Source organism: Streptomyces sp. NPDC057616 (assembly GCF_042800575.1).
GTDB lineage: Bacteria > Actinomycetota > Actinomycetes > Streptomycetales > Streptomycetaceae > Streptomyces.
The window spans coordinates 25,699-43,966 of record NZ_JBHVGU010000054.1; the positions used below are offsets into that span (position 1 = coordinate 25,699).

At 70.6% G+C, this 18,268-nt stretch carries 10 protein-coding genes and 1 pseudogene; 7 read left to right on the forward strand and 4 right to left on the reverse strand.

From position 1 onward, the window contains the following. Nucleotides 1-92 precede the first annotated feature (92 nt). A complete protein-coding gene (locus ACFU97_RS41545) occupies nt 93-1,622 on the reverse strand; it encodes a helix-turn-helix domain-containing protein (RefSeq protein WP_384267249.1) in 1,530 nt (509 codons plus the stop codon). 64 nt (nt 1,623-1,686) lie between these two features. Further along, on the reverse strand, nt 1,687-1,884 hold the full coding sequence (locus ACFU97_RS41550) for a DUF4236 domain-containing protein (protein ID WP_384267251.1): 198 nt from the start codon (nt 1,882-1,884) through the stop codon (nt 1,687-1,689). A gap of 360 nt (nt 1,885-2,244) precedes the next feature. On the opposite strand from ACFU97_RS41550, the gene acnA reads away from it, so the two are divergent. Further along, nucleotides 2,245-4,959 carry an aconitate hydratase AcnA gene (gene acnA, locus ACFU97_RS41555; RefSeq protein ID WP_384267253.1) on the forward strand — a complete coding sequence of 905 codons (2,715 nt, stop codon included), beginning with the start codon at nt 2,245-2,247 and terminating at the stop codon, nt 4,957-4,959. 201 nt (nt 4,960-5,160) lie between these two features. Beyond that, nucleotides 5,161-6,690, forward strand: coding sequence for an ATP-binding protein (locus ACFU97_RS41560; protein WP_384267256.1), 1,530 nt, complete (start codon nt 5,161-5,163; stop codon nt 6,688-6,690). On the opposite strand, the gene ACFU97_RS41565 is transcribed toward ACFU97_RS41560, so the two are convergent. Further along, entirely contained in the window at nt 6,618-6,881 is a 264-nt protein-coding gene (locus tag ACFU97_RS41565) for a hypothetical protein (protein WP_384267258.1), read from the reverse strand. The two genes, ACFU97_RS41560 and ACFU97_RS41565, sit on opposite strands and share 73 nt — an antisense overlap. A gap of 483 nt (nt 6,882-7,364) precedes the next feature. Between ACFU97_RS41565 and ACFU97_RS41570 the strand changes: the two are divergent. The 5 genes and pseudogenes from ACFU97_RS41570 to ACFU97_RS41590 all read left to right on the forward strand — a co-directional run. Beyond that, nucleotides 7,365-8,392 (forward strand): annotated as a pseudogene (locus tag ACFU97_RS41570) (lytic polysaccharide monooxygenase); the annotation flags it as partial. 352 nt (nt 8,393-8,744) lie between these two features. Next, complete coding sequence (locus ACFU97_RS41575; RefSeq protein ID WP_384267260.1) at nt 8,745-12,017, forward strand: GH92 family glycosyl hydrolase; 3,273 nt, start codon at nt 8,745-8,747, stop codon at nt 12,015-12,017. A 128-nt stretch (nt 12,018-12,145) separates the two neighbouring features. After that, nucleotides 12,146-12,919: an SDR family oxidoreductase gene (locus tag ACFU97_RS41580; protein ID WP_384267262.1), complete on the forward strand. Its 774-nt coding sequence runs from the start codon at nt 12,146-12,148 to the stop codon at nt 12,917-12,919. Between the two features lie 35 nt (nt 12,920-12,954). Next, a complete protein-coding gene (locus tag ACFU97_RS41585; RefSeq protein ID WP_384267264.1) occupies nt 12,955-13,275 on the forward strand; it encodes a nuclear transport factor 2 family protein in 321 nt (106 codons plus the stop codon). A 19-nt stretch (nt 13,276-13,294) separates the two neighbouring features. Continuing rightward, nucleotides 13,295-14,137, forward strand: a complete 843-nt coding sequence (locus ACFU97_RS41590) for a MerR family transcriptional regulator (RefSeq protein ID WP_384267267.1) — start codon at nt 13,295-13,297, stop codon at nt 14,135-14,137. Nucleotides 14,138-14,208: 71 nt separating this feature from the next. Here the strand turns inward: ACFU97_RS41590 and ACFU97_RS41595 are convergent, their stop codons facing one another. Further along, the gene (locus tag ACFU97_RS41595; protein ID WP_384267269.1) at nt 14,209-18,012 is read right to left on the reverse strand and encodes a GH92 family glycosyl hydrolase; all 3,804 of its coding nucleotides are present in this window, start codon (nt 18,010-18,012) and stop codon (nt 14,209-14,211) included. Between the last annotated feature and the right edge of the window lie 256 nt (nt 18,013-18,268).

Below are 18,268 nucleotides of genomic sequence, written 5' to 3' on the forward strand. Positions count from 1 at the left end.
GGCGGGTTTGGGAAAAAAAAAAGGCAGCGAAAAGGCGCTGTGCTCCGGGCCCCGGGGGGTTCCCCTCCCCCCACGGAGGCGGTGTGCGCTGCTCAGATGTCGCGGAAGATCTCGATCTGCGCGCCCACGGAGTTCAGGCGCTCGGCGAGGTCCTCGTAGCCGCGGTTGATGACGTACACGTTCCGCAGCACGGACGTGCCGTCGGCCGCCATCATCGCCAGCAGGACGACCACGGCGGGCCGCAGGGCCGGCGGGCACATCATCTCGGCGGCGCGCCAGCGGGTCGGGCCCTCCACCAGGACCCGGTGCGGGTCGAGGAGCTGGAGGCGGCCGCCGAGGCGGTTGAGGTCCGTCAGGTAGATGGCCCGGTTGTCGTAGACCCAGTCGTGGATCAGCGTCTGTCCCTGCGCGACGGCGGCGATGGCCGCGAAGAAGGGGACGTTGTCGATGTTCAGGCCCGGGAAGGGCATGGGGTGGATCTTGTCGATCGGTGCCTCGAGCTTGGAGGGGCGGACCGTGAGGTCGATCAGCCGGGTGCGGCCGTTGTCCGCGTAGTACTCCGGCGAGCGGTCGTGGTCGAGCCCCATCTCCTCCAGGACCGCCAGCTCGATCTCCAGGAACTCGATGGGCACCCGGCGCACCGTCAGCTCCGACTCCGTCACCACGGCGGCGGCGAGCAGGCTCATCGCCTCGACCGGGTCCTCGGAGGGGGAGTAGTCCACGTCGACGTCGATGTCCGGGACGCCGTGCACGGTGAGCGTCGTGGTGCCGATGCCCTCGACCCGGACGCCGAGCGTCTCCAGGAAGAAGCACAGGTCCTGGACCATGTAGTTGGACGAGGCGTTGCGGATGACCGTGACACCGTCCGAACGGGCCGCGGCGAGCAGCGCGTTCTCGGTGACGGTGTCCCCGCGTTCGGTCAGCACGATGGGCCGGTCGGGCCGGACCGCCTGGTCCACCTGGGCGTGGTACTGGCCCTCGGTGGCGGTGATGTCCAGCCCGAACCGGCGCAGCGCGATCATGTGCGGCTCGATGGTCCGCGTGCCCAGGTCGCAGCCGCCCGCGTACGGCAGCTTGAAGCGGTCCATACGGTGCAGCAGCGGCCCGAAGAACATGATGATGGACCGGGTCCGCACGGCCGCGTCGGAGTCGATCGCGGCCATGTTCAGCTCGGCGGGCGGCACGATCTCCAGGTCCACGCCGTCGTTGACCCAGCGCGTGCGCACGCCGATGGAGTTGAGCACCTCGAGCAGGCGGTAGACCTCCTCGATCCGCGCGACCCGGCGCAGCACCGTGCGGCCCTTGTTGAGCAGGGACGCGCACAGCAGCGCGACGCACGCGTTCTTGCTCGTCTTGACGTCGATGGCACCGGAGAGGCGCCGCCCGCCGACCACGCGCAGATGCATCGGGCCCGCGTAGCCCAGCGAGACGATCTCGCTGTCAAGGGCCTCACCGATGCGGGCGATCATCTCAAGGCTGATGTTCTGGTTGCCGCGCTCGATGCGGTTGACGGCGCTCTGGCTGGTACCGAGCGCCTCCGCGAGCTGGGCCTGCGTCCAGCCGCGGTGTTGCCGGGCGTCACGGATGAGCCTGCCGATGCGTACGAGGTAGTCGTCTGCCATGAGGCCGAGGTTATCTCAGATATGAGATGGCGCCCGCCAGAGGGTCCGTTCGGGTGACGGGCCGTCAACGCCGCTTGGCGCTACGGGTGCTCCTCCATCCGAAAGGTCCGGGCAAATCCATCGATGTCGTACGACGTCCCGTGCTGCTGTGCGTATGCCGCGGGCCGTGGCTGCCGCCGGTGGTGATGGACCAGGAATGCCGGTTGATGTTCAGCCGCACCCCGGGCAGGATCCGGAAACTCTTGCGGAACGTGAGCGGCATGACCGCCTCCTTGCTGTCGGAACTGATGACCGCTCAGCTCGGATACCCCGTGTACGCGCACTGATGGGTGCGGAGAAGGTGCGGTGTGCCGCGGCGGCGGTTCCGGCGGCTCCGCGGGTTCGGGCCGGTGCGCCCCGTGTGGTCGACGCCACCGCGTTGCGGCATGCCGGAAGTGGTCCGGACATGACCTGTCGACGGGCATGTACTAGAGTTATCTCGACATCGAGATATCTGCCCAGGAGCACCGCAGTCGCCAGCCTGGTAAGGGTTACCTAACTTAGCCTTACCTTAGCGGATCGGCCGAGTTGCCGTGGCGGCAGGATCGTGGTGAGTACGCGCACATCAATGAAGGAGACTGTCGTGTCGGCGAACAGCTTCGACGCCCGCAGCACGCTGCAGGTGGGCGACGAGTCGTACGAGATCTTCCGGCTGGACAAGGTGGAAGGCTCGGCTCGCCTTCCGTACAGCCTCAAGGTCCTGCTGGAGAACCTGCTCCGCACCGAGGACGGCGCGAACATCACCGCCGACCACATCCGTGCCCTCGGCGGCTGGGACTCGCAGGCCCAGCCCAGCCAGGAGATCCAGTTCACGCCGGCCCGCGTGATCATGCAGGACTTCACCGGCGTGCCCTGCGTCGTGGACCTCGCCACCATGCGTGAGGCCGTCAAGGAGCTCGGCGGCGACGCGGACAAGATCAACCCGCTCGCCCCGGCCGAGCTGGTCATCGACCACTCCGTCATCGCCGACAAGTTCGGCACCAACGACGCCTTCAAGCAGAACGTCGAGCTGGAGTACGGCCGCAACAAGGAGCGCTACCAGTTCCTGCGCTGGGGCCAGACCGCCTTCGACGAGTTCAAGGTCGTCCCGCCCGGCACCGGCATCGTCCACCAGGTCAACATCGAGAAGCTGGCCCGCGTCGTCATGGTCCGCGACGGCAAGGCCTACCCCGACACCCTGGTCGGCACCGACTCGCACACCACGATGGTCAACGGTCTGGGCGTCCTGGGCTGGGGCGTCGGCGGCATCGAGGCCGAGGCCGCGATGCTCGGCCAGCCGGTCTCGATGCTCATCCCGCGCGTCGTCGGCTTCAAGCTGACGGGTGAGCTCAAGCCCGGCACCACCGCCACCGACCTGGTGCTCACCATCACCGAGATGCTGCGCAAGCACGGCGTCGTCGGCAAGTTCGTCGAGTTCTACGGCGAGGGCGTCGCGGCCACCAGCCTCGCCAACCGCGCCACCATCGGCAACATGTCGCCGGAGTTCGGCTCCACCGCCGCGATCTTCCCGATCGACGACGAGACCCTGAACTACATGCGCCTGACCGGCCGCAGCGACCAGCAGGTCGCGCTCGTCGAGGCGTACGCCAAGGAGCAGGGCCTCTGGCTGGACCCGAAGGCCGAGCCCGACTTCTCCGAGAAGCTCGAGCTGGACCTGTCCACGGTCGTCCCCTCCATCGCCGGCCCGAAGCGCCCGCAGGACCGCATCGTCCTCGCCAACGCCGCCGAGCAGTTCAAGAGCGACGTGCGCAACTACGTCGCCGACGACGACGAGGCCGGCAAGGAGTCCTTCCCGGCGTCCGACGCCCCGGCGTCCTCCAACGGCGTGCCCAGCAACCCCGTCCAGGTCACCGCCCCCGACGGCTCGACCTACACGATCGACCACGGCGCGGTCACCGTCGCGGCCATCACGTCCTGCACCAACACGTCGAACCCGTACGTGATGGTCGCCGCCGCACTCGTCGCGAAGAAGGCCGTGGAGAAGGGCCTGACCCGCAAGCCGTGGGTCAAGACCACCCTCGCCCCGGGCTCCAAGGTCGTCACCGACTACTTCGACAAGTCGGGCCTGACGCCGTACCTGGACAAGGTCGGCTTCAACCTGGTCGGCTACGGCTGCACCACCTGCATCGGCAACTCCGGCCCGCTGCCGGAGGAGGTCTCCAAGGCCGTCAACGACCACGACCTCGCGGTCACCTCGGTCCTCTCCGGCAACCGGAACTTCGAGGGCCGGATCAACCCCGACGTCAAGATGAACTACCTGGCCTCCCCGCCGCTGGTCGTCGCGTACGCCATCGCGGGCTCCATGAAGGTGGACATCACCCGTGACGCCCTCGGCACCGACACCGACGGCAACCCGGTCTACCTGAAGGACATCTGGCCCTCCGAGGCCGAGGTCAACGACGTCGTGGCGAACGCCATCGGCGAGGACATGTTCAACAAGTCCTACCAGGACGTCTTCGCGGGCGACGCCCAGTGGCAGGCGCTGCCGATCCCGACCGGCAACACCTTCGAGTGGGACGCCGAGTCGACCTACGTCCGCAAGCCCCCGTACTTCGAGGGCATGGGCATGGAGCCGGAGCCGGTCTCCGACATCGCCGGCGCCCGCGTCCTGGCCAAGCTGGGCGACTCGGTCACCACCGACCACATCTCCCCGGCCGGTGCCATCAAGGCCGACACCCCGGCCGGCCAGTACCTCACGGAGCACGGCGTCGAGCGCCGCGACTTCAACAGCTACGGCTCGCGCCGCGGCAACCACGAGGTCATGATCCGCGGCACGTTCGCCAACATCCGCCTGCGCAACCAGATCGCGCCGGGCACCGAGGGCGGCTACACCCGCGACTTCACGAAGGGCGACGCCCCCGTCTCCTTCATCTACGACGCCTCGCGCAACTACATCGAGCAGGGCATCCCGCTGGTCGTCCTGGCCGGCAAGGAGTACGGCTCCGGCTCGTCCCGCGACTGGGCGGCCAAGGGCACCGCGCTCCTGGGCGTCAAGGCCGTCATCGCCGAGTCGTACGAGCGCATCCACCGCTCGAACCTCATCGGCATGGGCGTCCTGCCGCTGCAGTTCCCGGAGGGCCGGACCGCCGAGTCCCTCGGCCTGACCGGCGAGGAGACCTTCTCCTTCACCGGCGTCGAGGAGCTCAACAACGGCACCACGCCGCGCACGGTCAAGGTCACCACCGACACCGGTGTCGAGTTCGACGCGGTCGTCCGCATCGACACCCCCGGTGAGGCCGACTACTACCGCAACGGCGGCATCATGCAGTACGTGCTGCGCAACCTGATCCGCAAGTAGGCTGCGCCGCAAGGCAGTTGAAGGCCGCGTTCCCGGTTCGCCGGGGACGCGGCCTTCGCCGTGTCCGCGCCGGGACGTCCCAGGTCATCACCCACCCTCAGGTGGAACACAGCGTTCCCCCAGCGGACCGGGACAGGATCGAGACATGTCAGGCATCTCCGCGTCACCCGGGCGCTCGAACGAACCGGCAGGGGGCGGCCGATGACCGCCCGCCCGCACGGACGCCCCCTGCGCACCCGCCTGCTGCTGGGCACCGGCGCCGTGCTCGTCACCCTGTGCGCCGCGCTGGCGTTCGCCGGCTCGTACCTCCAGCGTGCCTTCCTGATGGGCGACCTGGACGACCGGGTCACCGCCGCCGCGCAGCACAACCTGGAGGGCGCCGGACGCCGGCCGGAGAGCGGGACGGACCTGTCGTTCCTGGCCGGAAGCGGCCACCCGGCCGGACTCCTCGGCGGCCGGCTCGGGGACGACGGGACGGTCACCGCCGCGGCGGTCGTCCGCGAGGACACCTCGCCGCGTCCCCTGACCGCGGCCCAGCGCACGGCCCTGCACGGCACGACGGCGGACGGGGCGCGGCACACGGTCACCGTCCCGGGCCTGGGCACCTACCGGATCACCGCACTCGACGCGGACGGGACCCGCGTCCTCGCAGGTCTGCCGCTGGACGACGTACGGCGCATGACCGGCCGGCTGGCCGCGGCCGAGGCGGTGCTGGCCGCGGCGGGCCTGACGGCCGCGGGCCTCGTCTGCGCGGTGCTGATACGGCGCCAGCTGCGCCCCCTGGACCGGGTCGCGGCCACGGCGGCGCGGGTCTCGCGGACCCCGCTGGAGCCCGGCGAGGCCGCCGCCCTCACCCGCGTCGCCGCCGAGGACGCCGACCCCGGCACCGAGACCGGCCGGGTGGGCGCCGCGCTCAACCGGATGATCGACCACATCGAGACCTCGCTCGCGGAACGCCGTCGTGGCGAGGAACGCATGCGCCGCTTCCTCTCCGACGCGAGCCACGAGCTACGCACCCCCCTCGCCTCGATCGCCGGCTACGCGGAACTGATGAACAGCGGCACGGGCCGCGTCGAACCGGTCCTGGCCTGGCGCCGGGTGGCGACGGAGTCGGCCCGGCTGACCGCCCTGGTGGAGGACCTGCTGCTCCTGGCCCGCATGGACGAGGGACCCCCGCCGCAGTCCGCCGAGGTCGACCTCGCGGCGGTGGTGGCGGAGGCGGTGCGCCAGGCACGGCCGAGGGCCCCCGACCACCACTGGCACCTGGAACTCCCCCTGCACGAAGCCGCGTTGATCCCGGGCGACGTGCGGCACCTCCACCGGGCGGTGGCGGGCCTGCTGGCCAACGCCCGTATGCACACACCTCCCGGCACGACGGTGGTGGCCGAGGTGGAGACGGTGGGGGAGCAGTGTGTGCTCCGCATCCGCGACAACGGCCCCGGCATCCCACCGGACCAGCTGCCCGGCCTGTTCGCCCCCTTCACCCGCGCCGACCCCTCCCGCTCCCGCCCCCCGGCCACGACGGACGGCGCGGGCCTGGGCCTCACGGTCACCGCGGCGATCGTGACGGCACACGGCGGCCATATCGACGTGCACAGCGCACCGGGGTGCACGGAGTTCAGGGTCGCACTACCGCGTGCGCCGGCTCCGAGGGCGGGTCAGAAGCCGACGAGCGCGTCGAGGCCGAGCTCGGTCGGATACGGCACCTCGGTGACGAGCTTGTCGTGGTGAACCGGGCGCATGGGGTCGGAGACGTAGGACCGGGTGTCCGCGTTGAGCCAGTACCCGTGCACCGCGAGCCTCTGATCCCCATCCAGTTCGACGCGCCGGTAGCAACGGACCTCACCGGGATGCACCCGGCCTCGAAGGACGATGCCGTCACGCACCTCGTTGTGCCGGACGTCGGTCTGCCCACGAGCCACGAACGATCACTCCGTCCACACGCTCCCGGTCGAAGGGCAGCTCGAGGTGCTTGACCTGGTCGAAGGTCCACCCCGCAGCCGGCGGGAACATCCAGGTGTCCTCGGTGGCCCGTCCCGGCCCGGGTGTGGTCATCACTGCTCCCATGGGCGCCGGTGTGGACGCCGATACGCGGCGTGATCGTACGTACGAAGGTATCGCCGCCCGAAGGGGCGATGCCACGGCGCACACGTGACGCGTGTCGTGCCTCCCGGGCTCCGTGCCGCCCGTGCGCCGCCCGTTGCCAACCCGCCCATGCGGCGCTACGTTCCCCACGAGCGGGGTGGGAGCGCTCCCATAGCGGGGGTGTCGGACCGGAACCTGCCGCCCCCGGCCGCACCCGCCCCGCTCTCCCTTCCGTGCACCGTCACCGTCCCGCAGTCGTACATCGACTTCAGTGTCATGATCCTGACAATAGCCACCCAACGGCGCCATGCCGCGCACCGATTGACCGGCCGCGCCTCCTCCTGGTCCTCGTCTCCCTCCTCGCCACCCTCCCCGCCCTCGCCCTCGTCGTCACGACGGGCGGCCGGGCCGAGGCGCACGGGACGCCCATGAAGCCCGGCAGTCGGACCTTCCTGTGCCGGCGGGACGGGCTCAACGGCACCGGGCAGATCAAGCCCGTCAACCCGGCCTGCAAGGCGGCCCGACAGGTCGGCGGCACCGCGCCGTTCTCCAACTGGTTCTCCGCGTTGCGCTCCGACGGCGCCGGCCGCACCCGCGGGTTCGTCCCGGACGGGGAGCTGTGCAGCGGCGGCAACCCCAACTTCACGGACTTCGATCTCCCGCGCGACGACTGGCCGTTGACCCATCTCACCTCGGGCGCGACCGTCGACTTCTCCTACAACGCCTGGGCCGCGCACCCGGGTTGGTTCTACGTCTGCATCACCAAGGACGGCTTCGACCCGACCAAGCCGCTCACCTGGAACGACATGGAGGACACCCCGTTCCTCACGGTCGACCACCCGCCGCTCAACGGCACCCCGGGCACCGTCGAGGCCGACTGCTCCTGGTCCGGCAAGCTGCCCGGGAACAGGTCGGGGCGCCACATCGTCCACTTGGTCTGGCAGCGCTCGGACAGCGCCGAGTACTCCTGCTCCGACGTCGTCTTCGAGGCGGCAACGGCGAGGTGACGGGCATCCACGACCCGGGAAACCCGACCGATCCGGTGCCGGGCCGGTGTGCGGCCACCCGTACGACGACCGGCAGTTGGAGCGGCGGGTACCCGTCCGAGGTGACCGTCACCAACACCGGCGGCGTCCCGATGCCGGGCTGGATGGTCGACCGGACGCTGCCCGCGGGACAGCAGGTCGTCAGCCTCTGGAACGGCAGCGCGACCTACACCGGCCAGGACGTGATGGTCCACAACGCCGACTGGAACGGGTCGCTGGATCCGGGCCAGAGCACGACCTTCGGGTACGTCGTCAAGGGTGACGGCGGTGACGCGGCGATCGCCCTGCCCTGTCGGGTCGGCTGGACGCGCGCGCCGGACCCGGCGCGCGGCTCCGCTCAGGGCGGACCCGGTGGGGTATGACGGGCCACCGGGTCCGCGAGCCGGGCAGGCCGGGGGAGTACCTGGTCCGGATGGTGCTGGCTTGGGGCGACGCTGTGCTGCGACAACGTTGTCTGATGATCCGTCCTCAACTTTACCTCTTCAACAGACAACGATGTCAAGCCAGTTGACCCGCCGAGCCCGTCCGGGCGGCCGCCGTGCGAGCCCTCGCGCCCGCAGGCGCCCTTCCGTGGTACGCGTGGCGCACGCTACTGTCCCTGCGGCTTGTGCGACCTGTGGTGCGCGACCCGTCCGAAGGAGGAGGGGCCGCCCCATGCGTTTCCGTCCTACGTCCCTGCTGCTGGCCGCGGTGCTCGCGGTCGGCGGCGCCACCCCCGCCCTCGCGGCGACGACCGCAGCACCGGACCTGGTCAAGGACCCGGCCACGTACGTCGATCCGCTGATCGGCACCAGGAACGGCGGCAACGTCTTCCCGGGCGCCGTCACGCCGTTCGGCATGCTCTCCTGGAGCCCGGAGAACACCAGAGGCGACGCGACCAGAACCGCCGCGCCCGGCGGTTACCAGTACGACGCCACCCGCATCCGGGGCTTCAGCCTCACCCACATGTCCGGCACCGGCTGCGCGGGCGGCAGCGGGGACATCCCGTTCTTCCCGTACGCGGGCGAGGTGACCTCCTCCCCCGCGAGCGACACCAAGGACGCCGTCTACGCGTCCGCCTTCAGCCACTCCGACGAGACCGCGGAGCCCGGCCACTACAAGGTGGGGCTCGCCTCCGGGGTCACCGCCGACCTCACGGCGACACCCCGGACGGGCTCGGGCCGCTTCACCTTCCCGTCGGACAAGCCCGCCTCCCTGCTCATCCGCACTGCCAACTCGGAGCTGGGCTCGACCGATTCGTCGGTCCGCATCGACCCGGCGACCCGCACGGTGTCCGGCTCGGTCACCTCCGGCGACTTCTGCGGTTATCTGGACCCCGAAGGCCAACGCCCCTACTACACCGTCTACTTCACCGCGCGCTTCGACCGCGCGTTCAAGGCGACCGGCACCTGGCAGGACGACAGGCTCAGCCCCGGGTCGCGGGAGGCGTCCGGCGGCACCGGCGGCTTCTCCTCCGGCGGGCGGCCCGTCGCCGGCAAGGGCGCCGGCGGCTACGTCGAGTTCGAGCCCGGCTCCGGCCCGGTGAGCGTCAAGGTCGGCATCTCCTACGTCAGCCAGGCCGGCGCCGCCGCCAACCTCGCGGCCGAGAACCCGCCGAGCCGCTCCTTCGACGCGGTGCGGGACGCCGCCCACCGCGCCTGGCGCGAACGCCTCGGCGCCATCCGCGTCGGCGGCGGCACGGACGCCGAGCGCACCACCTTCTACACGGCGCTGTACCACGCCATGATGCATCCCAACGTCATCAGTGACGTCGACGGCAGATACAGCGGCAGCGACGGCAAGGTGCACAAGGTCGCGCGCGGCCACCAGGCCCAGTACGGCACCTTCTCCGGCTGGGACGTCTACCGGAACCAGGTGCAGCTGCTGACACTCCTCAGCCCGCGCACGGGCTCCGACGTCGCGCAGTCGCTGTACGAGCTCGCCCGGCAGAACGGCGGCGTCTGGGACCGCTGGCTGCACGGCGCGAGCGGCACGCACGTCATGAACGGCGACCCCTCGCCCACCGCCCTGGCCGGCATCCGCGCCTTCGGCGGCACCGACTTCGACCTGCGCGGCGCACTGGACTCGCTGGTCAAGGCGGCCACCGTCCCCACCGAGCAGGACCTGTCGTCCTCCGGGAAGCCGGTGCTCTCCGTCGGCCAACGCCCCTCCCTGGACAAGTACTTGAAGCTGCACTACATGCCGTCCGTGTCGAACGCCTGGGGCGGCGCCGCCGAGACGCTGGAGATGTCGGGCGCCGACTTCTCGCTCTCCCAGCTGGCCGCCGCGGCGGGACGCAAGGAGACGGCCGCCGCCTTCGCCGAGCGCGCCCAGTGGTGGCAGAACAACTTCAACATCGCCGCCGACCCCGGTGGCGGATACATCGCCAACCGCAAGGCCGACGGCAGCTGGGTCACCGGGTTCACCCCGTCGACGGGCAACGGCTTCGTCGAGGGCACCGCGGCCCAGTACACCTGGATGGTGCAGCACAACCCGGCCGGCCTGTTCGCCGCGATGGGCGGCAGGGACAAGGCGCTCGCCCGGCTCGACGCCTTCTTCCACGACGGTGACGGCGGCTGGGTCTTCACCGGCGGCGGTGGTGACAAGTCCGAGCTGGACAACGAGCCGTCGATCAACGTGCCCTACCTGTACGACTACGCGGGCGCCCCGTACAAGACGCAGGAGACCGTCCGGGCGGCGATGAAGCAGCTCTGGTCGACGCAGCCGGAGGGCATCCCCGGCAACGACGATCTCGGTGCGATGTCCTCCTGGTATGTCTTCTCCGCGCTCGGCATGTATCCGCAGGTGCCCTCGCGCGCCGAACTCGCCCTCGCCTCGCCGATGTTCCCGCGCATCGAGATCAGCAGGCCCAAGGGCAACGACATCTCCATCCGGGCCACCGGCGCCGCCGCGGACGCGCCGTACATCCGCTCCCTGAAGGTCAACGGCCGTACCAGCGAGCGTCCTTGGCTGTCGTCCGCCCTCGTGCGTGACGGCGGCCGGCTCGACTACACGCTCTCCGCGACTCCGGACAAGGCGTGGGGGAGCGACCCCTCCGACGCGCCGCCGTCCTTCCGGCAGGGCGAGCAGCCGTACCAGATCGGCGTCGGTCCGACCGCGGCGACGATCGCGCCGGGCGAGAGCGCGAAGGTCGGCATCCGCGCCCTGTCGATGAGCGGCGGCAGCGGGCCCGAGGTGCGGTTCAAGGTCGAGGTGCCCGACGGGGTCACCGCGACCCCGGCCGAGGGAACCGTCACCGGCGGCTCGCAGGAGATCACCCTCTCCGCCGCCGAGGACGTCCGGCAGGGCTTCTACGACGCGAAGGTCACGGTGACCTCGGGCGCCACCTCCTACCAGCAGCCCGTGGCCCTGACGGTGGCCGCTCCCGGCACGCTCCTGGCCGCCTACGACAACACCGGCGTCTCGGACGACGAGGGAGAGCACGACGAGGCCGACTTCGACGGCGGCGGCTGGAGCTACTCCCGCCAGGCCCTCGCCGCGGCCGGTCTCACACCCGGCGGGCAGGGCACGGTCGACGGGCTGGCCTTCCGCTGGCCGGACTCGCCCTCCGCCCGTCCGGACAACGTCTCGGCCGCCGGCCAGACCGTCGAACTCACCGACCCGGCGGCCCAGTTGTCGTTCATCGGCAGCGCGGTCAACGGCAACCAGGAGACCAAGGCCACCGTCACCTACGCCGACGGCAGCACCGACGCGATCGACCTCTCCTTCACCGACTGGACCGTCGGTGGGGGCGGCGGCACCGTGCAGTACGGCAACGAGGTCGTCGCCAGGACCGCGTACCGCAACGTCGCGGGCGCGGACAAGGACCCGGTGGCCACGTACGTCTTCGCCACCAAGCCGTTCGCGGCGCCGGCGGGCAAGACGATCGTGAAGGTGAAGCTGCCGCAGAACACGGACCTGCACGTGTTCACCCTCGCCACCGGCTGAGGCGAGGGGCGGCCCGGTGCGGCCGGGCCGGCGCGGATCTCCCCTCGGGGGTCCGCGCCGGCCCTTCCGTCCCGGGGCCGGATGCGCAGTTTGAGTCTCTCCCCGGGAGAGGGTCCAGGGTCGGGGTCATGAACAGCACTGATCTCGACGGGCGCCGCGCCGTGGTGGCCGGCGCGAGCAAGGGAGCCGGGCTGGCCACGGCACGCCGCCTGAGAAGCTCCGGGGCCCAGGTCGTCACCATCGCCCGTACGCCGCCCAAGACGGCCGACCCACTCTTCGTACAGGCCGATCTCAGCACCCGCGAGGGCGTCGCGTCCGCGGCCGAGGCGGTCGCCGGACTGGTCGGTGTACCGGACGTCCTGGTCCACGTCGTGGGCGGCTCCCGCTCCCCGGCCGGTGGCCACGCGGCCCTCGACGACGCGCTCTGGGACGAGGAACTGGCGCTCAACCTGTATCCGGCGGTCCGGCTGGACCGCGCGCTGGTCCCCGGGATGGTGGCCCGCGGCTCGGGCGCCGTCGTGCACGTGACCTCGATCCAGCGCCGGATGCCGCTGCACCGGTCGACGCTGGCGTACGCGGCGGCCAAGAGCGCCCTCGCCACCTACAGCAAGGGCCTCGCGAACGAGGTCGCGCCGTCCGGCGTGCGGGTCAACTCGGTCGCTCCGGGCTTCATCCGCACCGACGGCGCCGAGCACCTCCTCGCCCGCCGGATGAGCGAGGAGGGCATCTCCCGGCAGGCCGCTCTGGACGACCTGATGCAGGTCCTCGGCGGCATCCCGCTGGGCCGCCCGGCCGAGCCGGAGGAGGTGGCGGAGGTGATCGCCTTCCTCGCCTCCGACCGGTCGAGCGCGGTCACCGCCGCCGAGTACGTCGTCGACGGCGGCACCGTCCGCACCCTCTGAGCCCGCCCCCCACGCCCCCGACACAGGAGAAGACCGTGCAGGACGCCAAGGAGTTCACCGAGGAGTACTTCGCCGCGGCGGCGGAGCCCGGCCAGGAGCGGTACCTCGCGCTCTTCGCCGACGCCGCCGTCGTGCACGACGACGGCCACACCCACCGCGGACTCGCGGCGGTGCGCCGCTGGCGCACCGGCCTCCCGCCCGTACGCCACGACCTCCGCGAGGTCACCGGCACGGCGGCCGCCTGCCAGGCCGTGGCGGAGGTCTCCGGCGACTTCGCCGGCAGCCCGGTCGTGCTGCGCTTCCTCTTCGAGCGGGACGGGCGGGGGAAGATCGTGGTGCTGGACATCACCGTCTGACAGCGGGCAGGAGTGCATCGTGGCCGACCGGCTGACCATCGGGGAGTTCTCCCGGATCACGCATCTGAGCATCCGTGCGCTGCGCCGCTACCACGAGCAGGACCTGCTCGTCCCCGCCGAGGTCGACCCGGTCACGGGCTACCGCTACTACGCGCCCGCGCAGATCCGCCCGGCGCTGACCATCAGGCGGTTCCGTGAGCTGGACCTCCCGCTGGCGGATCTGCGGCGCTTCCTGGCGGCCGAGTCGGCCGGCGGGGCCGAGGCGGACCGCGGTGCGGCGCAGCAGGTCGTCGCCGCCCATCTGCGCCGGCTCGAGGACCGGCTCGGCCGCACCCGGCGTGCGGTCAGGGAACTGCGGGAACTGCTCGACCCGGAGGCCGGACGGACGGTGGGCCTGGAGATCCTTCCCTCGCAGCCGGTGCTCGCCGTGTCGCTCGACGTTCCGCCCGGTGCCGACCTGAGCTGGTACGGCGCCGCGATGCGCGACCTGGACGCGGCGGCCGGGCAGCGCCCGGTGTCCCCGCCGGGCGGCCGCTACGAGCACCGGCTCTTCACCGAGGGCCACGGCCGCGCCACCGTCTACCTGCCGGCCGAGCCACCGCCGCTGCCGGGAGCGCCGGCCGTCGTGCGGGAGCTCAGGCTGCCGGAGCGGACCGCGGCGGTCGCCACCCACGTCGGCCCGCACGACGATCTCGACCTCACCTACGCCGCCGTCGGCTCCTTCGCCGCCCGCAGCGGTCTGCGCTCCCAGGACCTCGTGGAGGAGGTGTATCTCGTCGGGCCGCGCGACACCGGCCAGGCCGGCGACTGGCGCACCCTCGTGGCCTGGCTGGTGGATCCCGAACCCGGTCGGCAACCGTAGCGGCCGTCCCGCACACGCCCGGGGGCCGCGCCGATGCGGCGCGGCCCCCGGCCGTGACTGAACTCAACCGCTCACGCGAGCAGTTCGATCTCCGAGACCACCGCCTCGCCGTCGAACACCAGGCGGTACTTCGCGTACGTGCCCGGAGTGCCGATGCCGAAGGCGCGTGTCTGCCTGTCCCAGCGGAAGGACTCCCCGGACCGCTTGTCCAGCGTCTTCCACGTGGTGCCGTCGGCGGAGCCCTGGAGCGTCCAGCCGGTCGGCGCCTTCGTGTGGTCGCCGGACGACGTCACCGTGTACTGCAGGCCCTTGGCAGGCCCGGAGACCGGCAGGTCCACGGAGGTCACGGTCGCGTCGGTCGCCGAGGTGTTGTCGAACAGCGCCCCGTCGCCCTTCAGCACGTCCGCCCGCGGCGTCGGCACCTTGTCGTCCTGGGTGATCGACACCGGTGCGGCGTCCTTGCCGGTGCCCCACGAGGAGGGCTTCGACCCCATGTCGAAGTCGAGCACCCCGCCCTTTTGGAGCAGGTCGTTGGAGAGCGAAGTCTTCGACCAGGTACGGCCGTTGACCTTCAGCCCCTGCACGTACACGTTCTTCGCGCTGTTCTTCGGCGCCCGCACGACCAGGTCGTGGCCGTTCTCCAGGTGCACCGTCGCCTTCTTGAACAGCGGGGAGCCGACGGCGTACTCGCCGCTGCCCATCACCAGCGGGTAGAAGCCGAGCGAGGAGAACAGGTACCAGGCCGACTGCTCGCCGTTGTCCTCGTCGCCGTGGTAGCCCTGCCCGATCTCGCTGCCGGTGTAGAGGCGGGACATCACCTCGCGGACGTTCTTCTGCGCCTTCGAGGGCTCAGCGGCCGCGTCGTACATGTAGATGACGTGGTGGGCCACCTGGTTGGAGTGCCCGTACATGCCCAGCCGGACGTCCCGCGCCTCCGTCATCTCGTGGATGACGCCGCCGTAGGAGCCCACGAACTCGGGAGACGCCGTCTCGGGCGTCGCGAAGTACTCGTCGAGCTTGTCGCCGAGGGCCTTGCGGCCGCCGTAGAGGTTGGCCAGGCCCCGGCTGTCCTGCGGGGCGGTGAAGGCGTAGCCCCAGCCGTTGGTCTCCGTGTAGTCGTAACCCCACACGCGCGGGTCGTACTTGGCGGAGTCCACGCGCCAGTCGCCCTTGTCGTCCTTGCCCTGGAAGAAGCCGGCCTTGGAGTCGAAGAGGTTGACGTAGTCCTGGGCGCGGTTGAGGAAGTACGCGGACTCCTCCTTGTAGCGCTTCTCGCCGGTCTTCTTGTAGAGGGCCTCGCCCATCCTGGCGATGCCGTAGTCGTTGACGTAGCCCTCCATCGCCCAGGAGAAGCCCTCGCCGGTGGAGGTGGTGGTGTAGCCGAGGAAGGGCGAGGTGGCCATGCCCTTGCGGCCCACGCCGGAGGACGGCGGGACGACCGTGGCGTTCTTCACGGCCGCGTCGTACGCCGCCTTCGCGTCGAACTTCACGCCCTTGACGTACGCGTCGGCGAACGCCACGTCCGAGGAGGTGCCGGTCATCAGGTCCGCGTAGCCGGGGGAGGACCAGCGCGAGGTCCAGCCGCCGTCCTTGTACTGCTGCACGAACCCGTCGACCATCTCGCCCGCCTGGGAGGGCGTCAGGAAGGAGTACGCCGGCCAGGTCGTCCGGTAGGTGTCCCAGAAACCGTTGTTGACGTACACCTTGCCGTCGACGATCTTCGCGCCGGTGTGCGTCGGGCTGTCGGGCCCGGGCATCGGCGAGAACGGCGAGGCGTACTGGTACTTCGAACCGACCTTCTCGAAGCCGGAGTTGGGGTACAGGTACAGCCGGTACATGCTGGAGTACAGCGTGGTCAGCTGGTCCGGCGTCGCGCCCTCGACCTCGACCTTGCCGAGCAGCTTGTCCCAGGCGCCGCGGGCGTGGCTCTTGACCGCGTCGAAGGACATGCCGTCCGGGATCTCCTGGCGCAGGTTGTCCTTGGCCTGGTCGACGCTGATCAGCGAGGTGGCCAGGCGCAGCGTGACCGTGTGGTCGGAGCCCGCGTCGAAGCGCATGAAGCCCTTGACGCCGCTGGAGGAGCCGTCCGTCACGGGCTTGTCGAAGACCCCGTAGACGAAGAGCCGGGTGGCGCCCGTCGACAGGCCGGACTTCACGTCCGAGTAGCCGGTGACGACGCCGTGCTCCTTGTCGAGCGTGAGCCCGGCCTGCTCGGTGACGTTGTCGAAGACCACGCTCGCGTCGTCGCCCGGGTAGGTGAAGCGCAGCGACGCGGCATGGTCGGTCGGCGCCATCTCGGCCTTGAGGCCGTTCTCGAACCGCACGCCGTAGTAGTACGGCCGCGCGGTCTCGTTCTCGTGCCGGAACGCCAGCTCCCGGGCCTCCCGGGCGGTGTCCGGGGTGCCGGAGGCGGCCGACGGCATCAGCTGGAAGGTCTGCCGGTCACCCATCCACGGGCTCGGCTCGTGGCTCGCGCTGAACGCCTGGATCGTCGGCAGGTTGTCGTCGTTGTTCGCCCGCGCGTAGTCGTACAGCCAGCTCAGCGAGGACGCGTTGGTGACGGGCGTCCAGAAGTTGAAGCCGTGCGGCATGGCCGTCGCGGGGAAGTTGTTGCCGCGCGAGAAGCTGCCGCTGGAGTTGGTGCCGCGGGTGGTCAGCGCGTAGTCGGCCAGGTGCGCCTTCGGCTTCTCGGGCGCCGCGCGCTTGAGGGCGATGTCGTCCAGCCAGCCGCGGAACTTCGCCGGGCCCTTGGGGGAGTCGTACGCCACCAGGATCCGGTCGACGGTCTTGCCGGCCGCGACCGAGCCGATCCGCGAGACCACGTTGTTCCACTGGTTGACGTAGAGGATCTTCGCGGCGCCCTGCGCCTGCGGCGACATCCCGAAGCCGTGCTGGTCGGTCGCGCCCAGGCCGCTCAGGTAGGTGCCGTCGGTGAAGGCCAGGTCGACGGAGACGTTGGTGGCGTCGTAGTCGCGGTCCTTGTCCGCCATCTGCGGGAAGACGCGGTACGAGAGCTGGGTGTCGCGGCCGACGGCCACGTTCACGTCGAAGACCTTGTTGTACGAGTACGCCCGGCCGTCGGCGGTGTGCCGTCCGGCGTAACGCAGGGCCTTCTTTCCGGTGAAGCCCGCGGCCGCCTTCGCGGTCGGGGAGCCGCTCGGGCCGTGGTCGACCAGCGAGAGCATGTCCTGCGGCACCGGACCGCCGCTGTCGCCCGTGGACAGCTGGAGGTCGGCGAGCTGGAGGATGTCGTCGGCGCCGTTGTTCTTGGTGATGTCGAGCCGGAAGTGCTGGTACTCGGCCGGCTCGGCCAGGTCGTAGGACTTGGTCTGGAACCGCTCGGAGAAGGACTCACCGGTGCGGGAGTCGAGGGTCTTCCAGTCCTTGCCGTCGCTGGAGCCCTGCAGGGTCCAGTCCTTCGGGTCGCGCTCGTCGAAGTCGTTGGCCGAGGTGAGCGCGTAGTTCGTGATCCTCAGCGGCTTGTCGAGGTCGAACTCCACCCAGCCGGTGGGGTCGAAGGTCAGCCATTTGGTGCCGGACTCGCCGTCGACGAGGTTCTCCTTCACCTCCCCGCCGCCGGTGTTCTCGCCGCTGGCCCGGACCTCGGTGACATGGTCGTTGACGTTTCCGGGAATGCCGCTGCTGTATCCCCCGTCCACGCCGGAGGCCCGCTTGCTCCCGTCCGCCTTGGTGTCGACCGTGTTGAGCCAGTCCGGCGCCGGATCGCCCGACTCGAACGAGGAGGAGAACTCCTGGTTCGCGCCCGGTGCCTTCGCGGGCAGCGCGGTCGCCGCCCCCTGGGTGCCCACCGCCAAGGCGAAGGCGGCCGTCAGTACGACCGCCGGTCCCCATCTGTGCCGAGTTCTGTGCCCCATACGCCAGACCCTCCCTGGGCTGTGGACAACGTTGTCAACTTAGCCGAGCAGAGACCAGTAGTGGGCCAAGTGGCCAGTGATGTCAAGGGTGTTGCGTGGGGCATTCGAGGTTTATGTCGTGGATTTTTCCGGCAAGGAGGCCACAGGGGGCTCATATTTCCGCGAGGTCTCAACTCGGATAAGACCATCGGCCAACCTTGCATTCGATCTTGCTCCGTTGGCGGGAAGTGGACTATACCTGTCGGCGATTCACCCG

What these genes read in the sequence shown, in the direction of transcription:
- ACFU97_RS41550 (WP_384267251.1), bottom strand. Translation starts at nt 1,884, where the DNA reads ATGCCGCTCACGTTCCGCAAGAGTTTCCGGATCCTGCCCGGGGTGCGG.
- ACFU97_RS41580 (WP_384267262.1), top strand. Translation starts at nt 12,146, where the DNA reads ATGAACAGCACTGATCTCGACGGGCGCCGCGCCGTGGTGGCCGGCGCG.
- ACFU97_RS41545 (WP_384267249.1), bottom strand. Translation starts at nt 1,622, where the DNA reads ATGGCAGACGACTACCTCGTACGCATCGGCAGGCTCATCCGTGACGCC.
- ACFU97_RS41575 (WP_384267260.1), top strand. Translation starts at nt 8,745, where the DNA reads ATGCGTTTCCGTCCTACGTCCCTGCTGCTGGCCGCGGTGCTCGCGGTC.
- ACFU97_RS41560 (WP_384267256.1), top strand. Translation starts at nt 5,161, where the DNA reads ATGACCGCCCGCCCGCACGGACGCCCCCTGCGCACCCGCCTGCTGCTG.
- ACFU97_RS41595 (WP_384267269.1), bottom strand. Translation starts at nt 18,012, where the DNA reads ATGGGGCACAGAACTCGGCACAGATGGGGACCGGCGGTCGTACTGACG.